Annotated in this window: 1 protein-coding gene; it reads left to right on the top strand. The window is 58.9% G+C overall.

Annotated elements, in window-relative coordinates:
- Window positions 1-198 precede the first annotated feature (198 nt).
- Window positions 199-13,122, top strand: a complete 12,924-nt coding sequence (locus tag AB4O45_RS01570) for a hemagglutinin repeat-containing protein (RefSeq protein WP_460160986.1) — start codon at window positions 199-201, stop codon at window positions 13,120-13,122.

Genomic DNA, 13,122 nt, shown 5'->3' with positions numbered 1-13,122 from the left:
CGTACCGCTCATCGAAATCGATTTTTCAATGCATCCATTAATTGACGCCAAAATAGTGGCCATCTAATATCGCGCCACTATTTTGATACTAGTGCGCTATTGCAGGGATGCCAGCGACTCTTTGCGCTCATCCGCGCCGCTTACCTGCGGAGCATGGCACCTGATCAGACCGATTATTGCCCGTTGCAGGATCTTCACATGGACGTTCGCCAGTACGCATTCCTCGCTCGCCAGCCTTCTGCCGCTACGGCCAAACGCGAGCAGTTCCTCGGCATGCCGAAGCGCGGACTGGCGTTCCTGCTGGCCAACGTCATGTTCTGGCAACCGCTGTGGGCGCAGGCCGACGGCATCGTCGTGGCCAACCCGAATACCACGCTGGACCGTGCCGGCAACGGCGTGCCGATCGTCAACATCGCCACGCCCAACGCCAGTGGCCTGTCGCACAACCAGTTCCACGATTACAACGTCGGCGCACAAGGCGTCATCCTCAACAACGGCGCGACTCAAACTTCGAACACGCAACTGGGCGGCCACGTCATTGGCAACCCGAATCTGAAGAACAGCGGTTCGGCGCAGGCGATTCTCAACGAAGTCATCAGCGGCAACCCGAGTCAGTTGCGCGGTTACACCGAAGTGGCCGGGCAGTCGGCGCGGGTCATCGTCGCCAACCCCTATGGCATCACCTGCAATGGCTGCGGTTTCATCAACGCACCACGGGTGACGCTGACTACCGGTAAACCAGTGCTGGAAAACGGTCGACTGGATCGCTTTCAGGTCGATCAGGGCAGCGTGGCTATCGAAGGCGCGGGCATCAACGCGACCAATATCGACCGTTTCGAAATCATCACCCGCAGCGCCAAGATCAATGCGCAGATTCAAGCGCAGAACCTGACCATCGTCGCCGGTCGCAACGACGTCAACGCCGACACCCTCAACGCCACGGCCCGCGCCGACGACGGCAGCGCCAAACCGCAACTGGCCATCGACTCCTCGGCCCTCGGCGGCATGTACGCCGGAGCGATCAAACTGGTCGGCACCGAGGCCGGCGTGGGGGTGAAACTCGACGGCAAACTGATCGCCAGCGGCGGCGATATTCAGCTTGATGCGAACGGGCAACTGAGCCTGGCCGACACCTCGGCTACCGGCGCGGTCAACGTCAAAGCCGCCAGCCTCGACGCGCAAGCTCCGGTTTACGCCGGCACATCGCTCAACGTACAGACCCAAGGCAACCTGACCAACCGCCAGACCTTGGCCGCCCGCGACAGCGTGGTGCTCAGCGCCGGTGGGCAACTGACCAATGCCGGCGCCATCGAAGCCGGCGTCAATGCTGACGGCAGCCGTAACAGCAACGGTGATTTGAGCCTTCGCGCACAGAATCTGAGCAACAGTGGCAAGAGCCTCAGCGCCAGCCGCAACCTGACCGTCAACGCCGGGCAAACCCTCAACAACCAGAATGGCCTGCTCAGTGGCCAGACCACGAGCATCACCGCCGGCACGCTGGACAACCGCAACGCCGGCAAAGTGCTGGGCAACAATAGCCTGACCCTCACTGCCAATCAGGTGCTGAACAATCAAGGCACGCTCACCAGCAATGGCAAACTCACCGGCAACATCGGTCAGTTGATCAACAGCAACGGTGAACTTGGCAGCCAGAGTGACGTAGTGCTCACGGTCACCTCGCTGGACAACGTCGCCGGACTGATCACCGCTGGCCGTTTGCTCGACATCACCGCCCTCGGCGCCATCAACAATCGCACCGGACGGATCGGCGCGAAACAGGCCGTAGCGATCAAAGCGCAACAACTGGACAACAGCCAGCAAGGCCAGCTGACCAGCGAAGGCACGCTGACCACGCGCATCAGCGACCAGTTGAACAACCAGAACAAGGGCCTGATCCAGGCCAACGGTGCGATGGACGTGCAGGCCACGCGCCTGGATAACCGCGCCGGCAAGATTTCCGGTCTCGACACCCTGACCGTCAGCAGCGCGACCACCGACAACCGTGCGGGTGTTTTGCGCGCCGACAAAGCGACGACGCTGCTGATCGATAATCTGGATAACCGCGACAAGGGCCGCGCCGAGAGCAAGGCAGCGCTGACCTTCGAAGGCAGCACACTGAACAACAGCAACGGCGGCTTGCTGACCTCGACCGGACTGTTGAGCCTCAAAGCCCGGGATGTCACCAACGATGCCGGACGGATTTCCGGCAAGGGCGATATCGACGCCAGCATCGACAATCTGACTCAGCAAACGGGCGAACTGGTTGCCGAAGGCAATCTGAAACTCACCGGCAAAACCCTCAACAGCCGCCAGGACAGCCTGGTCGGGTCGCTCAAGACCCTGACCGTCAATGTCGACCAGATCGACAACCGCGCCAGTACGCTTTCCAGTCAACTCGACCTGCATATCAATGGCGCACGCCTGGACAACAGCGAGGGCGGCAAGGTGCTGTCCGACACCACGCTGGGCCTAAAAGTCGCGCAGATCATCAACGCCACCAATGGCCTGATTTTCAGCAAAGGCGCGGCGACGCTCAGCGGTATCGGCTTGAGCAATGTGGGCGGGCGGATCGTCAGCCAGAACACACTGGACCTGACGTTCGACAATGCCCTCGACAACCAGCAAGGCCTGATCAGCAGTGAAGGGCAGATGACCCTGAATCTCGGCAGCCTCGACAATCGCCTGGGCAAGCTGTCGAGCCTGGAAGCGATGGCACTGACCAGCGTCGCCGGGGTGCAGAATCAGGGCGGGCTCATCGCCTCGCAAAAGGGCCTTACCTTCACCAGCGGCAGTCTCGATAACAGCGACGACGGCATCCTCAGTGCCAAGGCCGATTCGACCCTGACCACCGGTGAGTTCAAGAACCGGCAGGGCGGCAGCCTCGCCACGGACGGCACGCTGCTGCTGACCACCGCGCACCTGGATAACTCCGGCGGCATCATCGGCAGCCAGAAAACCCTGCAGGCTTCCGTCACCTCGCTGCAGCAGGACGGCGGCGAGCTGTTCAGCAACGGCGACCTGACCCTGAACCTCAACAATGGCCTGCTCGATAACCAGCGCGGCAACATTCATACGCCGGGCCAACTGCTGCTGAAAAACCTCAAGGATGTGAACAACAGCGCTGGGGAAATCTCCGCTGCCAAAGCCTGGAATCTGAGCGCGCAAAGCCTCAACAATGACGGCGGCAAGCTGCTCAGCAATGAAAAACTCACCCTGGTCATCGACCGTGCGCTGAGCAACGTGAAAGGCCTGATCGCTTCCGCTGGCCTCCAAGCGCGCAGTGCCAGCCTCGACAACAGCGGCGGTGAGATTCGCGGGCGTGGCGAGGTCGATTTCACCGTCACCGATCTGTTCGACAACCAGGCTGGCATGGTCATCGCCGACGAGGGCCTGACGCTCACGGCGGCGCGTCTGGATAACCGTCAGGAAGGTCTGGTCGGTTCAACCCAAGCGCTGCAACTGGTCGTCGACCGTGTCGACAACCGCAGCGGTGAACTGTCGAGCAAGGCCGGCGTGAGCCTGATCGGCGCCTGGCTCGACAACAGCGACAGCGGCTACATGCTGGCGGGCGGCAATCTGGCGTTGACCGTCAACGAGGTGATCAACCGCAACAACGGCGTGCTGTCCGGCGCTACCGGCCTGACGCTGGTCGGCAAAAGTCTGGAAAACAGCGCTCGCCTGGCCACGCAACAAGACCTCGCGATTACCCTCTCTGGCGAGCTGAACAACGCGCAGGGCAGTCTGTTCAGCGAAGGTGCGCTGGCGATCGATGCGCAAAACCTCAATAACGATGGCGGTACGCTGTCCAGCGCCAAAGCGCTCAGCGTCGACACACGCGATGCGGTCAGCAACCGGGGCGGCCAGTTGTTGACCGATGCAGCGTTGACGCTCACCAGCAGCGCGCTGGACAACCAGCAGAAAGGCGTGATCAGCAGCAAAAGCAATCTGCACATCACTACCGGCGAACTCAATAACAGTCAGGCGAGTATTTACGCCGCCGATCAGCTTGAGTTGAGCGCCGGCAAAATGACCAACACGGCTGGCAGCCTCGGCGCTGGCAATGCGCTGATCGCAGATGTTCAGGGCCTCGATCAGCAGGGCGGCAAGCTGTTCAGCAGCCACGCCGGCGTCAGCGTCGACCTGCATGGCGGTGCGCTGAACAACCAGGGCGGGGTGATCAATGCGCCGGGGCAGTTGCTGCTGAAAAATCTCGCTGAAGTGAACAACCGTGGCGGCGAGATTTCCAGCGAGCAGGCCTTTGAACTGATCGCTAAATCGCTGGACAACAGCGGCGGCCAACTGCTGAGCAATCAGAAACTGAGCCTGACCCTCGACAAGGCCCTGACCTCGATCAAAGGCACGATCGCGGCGGCAGCGTTGCAGGTTCGCGCGGCCAGTCTCGACAACAGCGATGGCGGCGTATTGCTCAGTGACAGCGATATCTCGGTGACCGTCGATGGTCTGCTCGACAATCACAACAAAGGCAGCATCCGCGCCGCGCAACAGCTGACCCTCAACAGCACCGGCCTGAACAATGAGGAGGGCACGCTGGTGGGTGCCGCTGGCCTTGCCATCGACCTCGGCGTCACCGCGCAGGACCTCAACAACCAGGGCGGGGTGATCAGCAGCAAAGGCGCGCTGAGCATTGCGCATCTGCGTGACCTCAATAACCAGAACGGCGTGATCAACAGCAAAGGCGTGCTGAGCATCGCCACCCTGCGTGACCTGAATAACCAGAAAGGTGAGGTTTCCAGCGTCAACAGCTTCAGCCTTAGCGCCAACAGTCTGGACAATCGCGGCGGCAATCTGATCAGCAATCAGCAACTGACCTTCACCGCGGCCGAGCTGAAAAACAACGGCGGTCTCATCTCCGGCTGGACTGGCGTGACCCTGTCCGGCGGGAACGTCGATAACAGCCTCGCAGGCGCGATCTCCAGCCAGCTCGGCAATGTCAGCATTGACCTCAGCGGCGCGCTGATCAACCACAGCCAGGGTGGCGTCGGCAGCAAGGGCGAGCTTTACATCAAGGCCGCCAGCCTCAACAACAGCGCCGGCACACTGACCAGCGACGGCAAGCAAACCCTGACCGTGCTCGGCGGCGAACTCAACAACGCCTCCGGTGGTTTGATCAAAAGCGCCGACGCCCTCGATATCCGGGCGGCGAGCCTGAACAATGCCTCGGGTAACCTGAATGCGAAAAACGCCCTGACCTTCACCGGCGGTGCGTTGAACAACAACGGCGGCAGCCTGGTCGGCGACGACCGCGTCACACTCGACCTGCTCGGCGCGCTGACCAACGTCAACGGCGCGCTCGGCAGCACCGGGCCGCTGGTGCTGACGCGTTCGGCCGGCATCGACAACCGTGGCGGCCAGATGATCAGCCAGAGCCTGCTGAGCCTGCTCACCGGCGGCGATCTGAACAACAGCCAGCGCGGCACCATCGCCGCCAGCAGCCAACTGAATCTCACCGCCAGCGGCCTGCTGCGCAACGACGGCGATGGCCTGATTTCCAGCAGCGCCGCCGACGCCACCCTCACCGCAGCCGCACTGAACAACGCTAACGGTGCGGTGCAAAGCATGACCGCGCTGACCGTCAACACGGGCAACGGCGCAATCGACAACCAGGGCGGCAAGATCATTGCGCAGAACGGCGACCTGAACCTCACCGCCGCCAGCCTCGACAGCCGAGGCGGCGTGCTGTCGAGCCTCAAAGGTCTGCTGCAAACCCGTCTGACCGGTGTCCTGCGCAACGGCCAGTCAGGCAAGATCGAAGGCAGTCGCCTCGACCTGCGCGCACTGGGCGGCATCTACAGCGACGGCGGGCGCATCGCCGCCAACAGCGGCGACATCCTGCTCAACGCCGGCGGCAACGCCCTCGACAACAGCGGCGGCGGCATCTATGCCCGCGGCCAGGTGAACGTCATCGCCGGCTCGATGAACAACACGGCCGGCCAGGTCAGCGGCAGCCTCATCGACCTTGGCCTTGGCAGCAATCTCGCCAACAACGGCGGCCTGATCGAAAGCGCCAGCACCCTGGCGATTCGCGCCGCCAACCTCAACAACCAGAGCGGCAAACTACGCGCCCTCGGCGGCAGCGGCAAAACCGATTTCCAGATCGACAGCCAGTTCGACAACCGCAACGGCCTGGTGGAAACCGCCAACACCGACTTCTCCCTCGCCGCACCGAGCTTGCTCAACGCTGGCGGCACAGTGACCCATGTCGGCCTCGGTGAATTCGGCGTCTCCACCGCCAACGTGATGAACGCCGGCGGCTCACTGGTGACCCGTGGCGGCCTGACCCTGAACGCGGACAGCTGGACCAACAGCAGCGTGATTCAGGCGGGGCGGTTGACGGTTAATGTCGGTAACTTTGTGCAGACGGCCAGCGGGCAGTTGCTCGCCTCGAATCAATTGGTGGGGCGTGGCGGGAACTGGACGAACGAGGGGTTGATTGCCAGTGATGGCGGGCTTGATATTCAGTTGAGTGGGACTTACGGCGGTAATGGGCGAGTGAGCAGTCTGGGGGATATGACCTTCAATGCTGCGCAACTGGGCCTGACCAGTCTCGCCAGCATCGGCAGTGGCGGCCTGGGTACGTTCAACATTGGCGGGTTGCTGAACAACACTGGCGGAAGACTGACTTCCAATTACGGCATGACGATCAACGCGGGCAGCGTCAGCAACACCGGTACGCTGGGAGCCGCTCAGGATCTGACAGTCAAGACGGCAAGTCTGGTGAACGATCACGGCTTGTTGTTCAGCGGCGGCAACATGAACCTGCTGGTTAATGACTTCACCAACCAGACGGGCGATGTTTACAGCATCGGCAATCTGACAATTGCCGGCATGAGCGGTGGCCGTGCGAACAGCGTGAATAACCTCGCGGCTTCGATCAATGTCGACGGTGATTTTTCGTTGTCGGCCAATAGCTTCAATAACAAGACAGAAGGGGTGATTGGCGAGGAGAAATTTATTTCCGGGGACATCACCTTCAGCGGTACGACTTTCTACGTTAATGAAAATTTTGAATCGACATCGACAATTACCGGGCCGCAAGCGTCGATTTCAGTAGCAGGTAATCTGACCGCCAATGTTGGAGCTTTCACCAATACCGCGTCGCTGATCTCGGCCGGCAAGAACATAAAGCTCGATGTCGATACGTTCGATAACTTTGGTCTGCAGTCGGGTAATTTCACGCGGATGCGTGTTTATCAACTCGGCGGTTTGCCCAGCAAGCGACCAAGTTGGATAACCGAGGATCTGCAAAAATATGCGGAGCGCAATTCAAAAACCAAATACAGCTACATTCACGGTTGGCACGAGCCCGACAAAGGAGGATCTTTTTGGGAATACCAACCGCTGAATAAACAGGCGCTCTCTGACGTAAACACAAAATTCGGTATCGGCGCCGAAGTGGCAGTGCCGTCACCCATCCTTGCCGGTACAAAGCAACGAGACGACCGCGTTTTCACCAACGGCGGCTCAAGCGTTTCCTCTATCGTCCAGGCCGGCCAGGCCGTAGAGATCAACGCTAAAACCACGATCAACAACGGCAATCTGAACCCGTACACAAACTTCGGCGGTACCGTCAAAGGCACCGCGGACACCGGGGTGAAAAACTCCGCCAAACCTACCGTGGTTTTTCTGAACCCGCAGTTGCCACCAGATCTGGCTCAACAACAAGTCAACCCGCTGGCACTGCCTGGCTTCACGCTGCCAACCGGCGACAACGGTCTGTTCCGACTCAGCGGTAAAGGCGGCAGCGATCCGACACTAGCATCTGGCCCGTCGAGGACAATCGGCTCCATCGCCGTTGCGCCCTTAAGTCATGCGGGCGGCATGCCAGTGAGGAAGGCCACGGATATTCAGTTCGACGGTAGCGATCCTGTATCGATCAAGAACCGCGAACTGGCATTGGCGGCCCGGCCATCGCTCAATCTCAACGATCAGGCGACGCTGATCAATGTCAGCGCGGCCGCCGGGGATGGCCCGGTCGGCGTGTTGCTGCCCAATCGTGGCAACGTTTCGTTCGACGTGCCGCGGGTACAGGGCCTGCCCGACACCAGCGTGCGTTCCAATCCACACAAATACCTGATCGAGACCAACCCGGCGCTCACTGAGCTCAAGCAGTTCATGAGCTCGGACTACCTGCTCGATAAACTCGGCTATGACCCCGACAACAGCGCCAAGCGTCTGGGCGACGGCTTGTTCGAACAGCGCCTGGTGCAGCAAGCCGTTGTCGCCCGTACCGGCCAGCGTTTCATCGATGGGCAGACCTCCGACGAGGCTATGTTCAAGTACCTCATGAATAACGCCGTCGCCAGCAAGAATGAACTGAACCTGTCAGTCGGCGTAACTCTGACCGCTCAGCAAGTGGCAGCCCTGACCCACGACATCGTCTGGCTCGAAGAGCACGAAGTGAATGGCGAGAAAGTGCTAGTGCCGGTGCTGTATCTGGCCCAGGCCAATAACCGCCTGGCACCCAACGGTGCGCTCATCCAGGGCGGCGACGTAACACTGATTGCCGGTACGGACCTGACCAACGCCGGCACGCTTCGCGCCTCCAATAACCTGTCGGCCGAAGCCGGCAACAACCTCTCCAATACAGGATTGATCGAGGCGGGCGAGCGTCTGACGCTCAAGGCCGGCAACAATATCGTCAACAGCGGTGGCGGCATTATTTCCGGGCGCGATGTCAGCCTGACCGCCACTCGCGGCGATGTGATCAACCAACGCGACGTGTATGGCTACGATTCCAGTTACGGCGGCACGCTGCAGCATCGCGACGTACTGAACAACGCCGCGCGGATCGAAGCCGCCAATGATCTCAACATTGGCGCAGGTCGCGACATCAGCAACATCGGTGGTGTCCTGAGCAGCGGACAGGACATGGCGCTCGATGCCGGACGCGACGTCAACATCACCTCGGTCCAGGATCGCCGCACCGACTCGCGCGGCAGCAACTTCCTCAACCAGACCATCACCCAGCACGGCGCTGAAGTGACGTCCGGACGGGATCTGTCGATCAGTGCCGATCGCGACGTGGCAATCGTGGCCAGTCGACTGGATGCCAAGCGCGATCTCAGCGTCGATTCAGGCCATGACATTGTCATTACTTCGGCCGCCGACGAGAGTGACTACTTCTCGCGCAGCAAGAAGCGCGCGAACGAAACCCACAGCATCACGCAACAGTCGTCGGTATTGAACGCCGGACGCGATATCGCGCTGAACGCGGGCAATGATTTGGGCGTTATTGCCAGTCGTATAAAGGCGCAGGACGATGTCAGCCTCGATGCGGTACAGGACATCACGGTAGCATCGGCGAAAGACGAAACCTCTTCGTACTATTACAGAAAAAAGAAGGGTTCGTTCGGACGAAGCAAAACCACACAGTCGGAAAGCTATGAAAGCGAAAACGTCGCTTCGGTAATCGAGGCGGGTCGTGACCTGACGATGAACGTCTCGAAGCGTAAAGATGATGGCGTCAGCCTCGATGGCGGGCGCAACGTCACGATCATCGGCAGTCAATTGAGCGCCGGCAACGATTTGCTAATCGGTGCGACCAATGATGTCGCGGTACTTTCTGGCACCGAAGAGTCAGGCAGTTACAGCAAAAAAACCAAGACTGGCCTGTTTGGTATGTCTAAAAGTGGCAGCAGCCATCTGCAAACCTCGGTGACTCAGGTTGGCAGTGAGTTGAACGCCGGTCACGATGCGGTAGTGATAGCCGGGCGTGATGTTCGGCTGAATGCCAGTGAAGTCAACGCGGATAATAACGCAGAACTGAATGCCGGCCTTGTGGACAAGGCCGGCGATATCACTCTGTCGTCAGCTGATGACCAAGCGTATAGCCGGGCTGAGGAATATAAGAAGAAAGTCGGGCTTTCGCTGAAGGATGCTATCGGTTGGGCCGTCGGTACGCCGGGTTTCGGCGCCGATATGACATTCGCTACTTCGCACAAGGGTGTGCGGGAGGTCGTCAGTTCCGAGAGCATCGGAAGCCAGGTCAACGCAGGCAACGATGCAATTCTGAATGCTTCCCGAGACATCAATATCATCGGCAGTGGGATCAGCGCGGACCACAATGCGTCTCTCAATGCCGGTCGCGATGTCAATGTGGTCGCGTCGATCGACAATCACCGCAGCACTAGTTGGGATACAGATAAGACCGTCGGTATAAAACAGACCATAGACAGCAATGCTTTCACCACCTTCGCCGGCAGTGAAACCATTCAACATGGCGTTAACAGCACGGGCTACACCGCAGCGGGCAGCTCCATCGATGCGGGGATGAATCTTAAGGTAAACGCCGGTCGCGACATCAATCAGCAAGGCTCGGATTTGTCAGCCGCGAACAACATTAACCTCAAAGCTGATCGCGACATCAACATCGATGCCAAGGAGGAGGCAAGCGAAGTCACCATCCGTGACATCATCAAGCGTAACGGCCTCACCGTGACCACGGCCTACAACATCGGCAACACCATTGATGGCCTCAAAGGCACTGGCAAGGGCGAGGATGGGGTCAGCAAAGGATCCAGCGTACTGAAAGCGGTCGATACACTGGACCAGTTCTTCAGCGGACCAAAGTTCGACGGCCACATTGGCGCCTCCAGTGTCAGCTCCAGCAGCACGCAGAGCTCGGTGACACAACGTCCATCGACGCTTTCAGCGGGTGGCGACGTCTCGCTCGACGCCGGGAACAACGTCAACGTCAGCGGCAGCCAGTTCAATGCCGGGCGTGACATCAACGTCAAAGGCAAAGACATCACGTTCGATGTGGCGCACGGTTCCGAAAGCAGCGATGGGCATTCAACCCAGAGCAAGGGCGGAGTCAAAGGTGGCACCACCGGTGGCTTCAAACTTGGCGTGGGTGTCAGTAACGCCGGGACTGAAGACAAATCGAATCAAGGCACTTCGACGGCAACTCAGCTGAATGCTGGCGGCAGTATCAATCTGGATGCGAAAAACGACCTGACGCTGATTGGTACCCGTGCCACCGCGGAGCGGGATATTTCCCTCAAAGCCGCCAACGATCTGAATATCCTTTCCGCACAAAATGCCTATGAGAGTTCCCATGATCGGCGTAGCTGGGGCGCAGAAGGCGGAATCATCGCCGGCCAGGACGGTTTTGGTATCTACGGTTCGGGGAACGTGGGCATCGGCGATCTCAACCGCGAAGGTGTGAAGCAACAGGAAGCCTACCTGTATGCCGGCAATAAGCTGGGCTTCGAAAGCGGGCGTGACACAACGATCGCCGGCGCCACTCTTCGAGGTGACGAGGTCATCGGCGATGTCGGCCGCAACCTCACCGTGACGTCTGTGCCGAACACCGGCAAGGTCGAAGGTAAAGAGTTCGACGCCAGCCTCACGGTTGCAGTCAGCATCGGTGTAACAGCCAGCGGTTCACTGGGGTATGGGGAGACCAGCGGCAAAACCAACTGGGTCGAAAACCAGACGGTGATCAGTGGCAAGAGCAAAGTCGATATCCACACCGAGAAGCACACACAACTCGACGGCTCGGTCATTAGCGCTGACAACCGCAACCTGAAACTCGATACCGACACCCTCGGCCATCGCAACATCACCGGCAAGGATAACGAGCATGGTTATTACCTCAATGTCAGCGGCAGCTATAACCATAACGGCGGCGCCCAGGCTGACAAGCCGAATAAAGGCATGGAAGGAGAGAATAAAAATAGCTGGGCGGTAGAGGGTTACAAGTACGACAAGGATCGTCAGCAGACGCTGAACGCCACCGTGGGTGAAGGTCAGATCGTTGTGCGTAACGACAAGGCCACGGGGCAGGACTCGACATCCGGACTCAATCGCGACGTCAACAGGGCGTATGAGATCACTAAGGATGACGAACATCGAACGACGTTGTACGCCAGCAGTTCCTCAATCGACGCTGTTACCCATCCGGTAAAAACTGTCGAGGGCTGGAGCGATAACGTCGTTGATTTCAAAAAGAACATGCTTGATCAGGCTAAAGCCGGGGCGAGTTTCCTGCAGAACCTGAACCAGGCGATCAATGCTCAGCTTGTCGATATTGATGATGTTTCCCCGACACTTATCGATGAACTGGGTAAAGAGCGTGCACTGGCAGTCACCAAAAACTTCGTTAGACAGGGACTGGACCCCGCCCAGATAAAATCATTGCCTGAGGCAGTCCTGAAAGGGCTGTCCGAGTTTGCGAAACAAGCGGCTGATTACGAAAAGCTGGTGGAGAGTTGTACCGCAAATAATACCTGCCCGCAGATGACGGCTGACCCAACAAGCGGCCCGGATAAACCGGGAACAATGACGCTGCCGCCTATTCCGGTTCCTGCAAGCCTGGTTACTCATGGCCAGCTGGCATTGAATCAAGTACTGGACTTGATTGATCTGACCAAGGATATGCCGACAGAGAAAATTCAGGCCACCGTTATCGCTGTACAAGCGGTGATGGGCCCGATGAAGTTCCTGTTGAGCATGGCCGCCAATGGACTACTCAACGCTGCGTATGGCGACAAAATCGATGAGCTGAAAGATCTGGCCGCGATCAAGCTGGCGGCGAAATTGCTCGGTGAGTCAGAAGAAGAGCTGACGAAGCTTCACGAGACCGCCAAGCAGGAGCACAACGGCGGTAATGAGGAGTACAAATACGACGGCGATGGGTATGTAGTTGCTACGCGTTTCCTGATCGATGCGGTACTTGGGGAATTCAAGTCCCTCGGAATCAAGGCTGTCACCAGAACCGTCGCGGTTGTAAAAAAAGATCCGGCCGATGTACTGGGCGGTCCGCACAAGGAAACCAGCAAACCGGTGAATGATGGATTGGATTCACACCATTGCCCTGCTCAGAAATGCTACAAAGGTGCGCCAATCAGCAGTCGTGATGGTCCTGCCATCAAGATGGATCCAGAGGATCACAAAAAGACCGCGAGTTTTGGTCGTTCCGAAGAGGCCAAGGCTTATCGAGACAAGCAACAAGAGCTGCTCGAGGAGGGGCGCCTGATGGATGCTATTCAGATGGATATCAATGACATCAGAAGTCAGTTTGGCAACAAGTACGATGAAGGAATCAGACAAATGTTGGAGTACGCCTCCAAACTAGATCCGAACGATTTCAGGAGGTAA

The organism is Pseudomonas sp. S2_B10, assembly GCF_054668425.1.
Note: the sequence above shows the minus strand (reverse complement) of the source record. Positions and strands in the feature narration are given on the sequence as shown.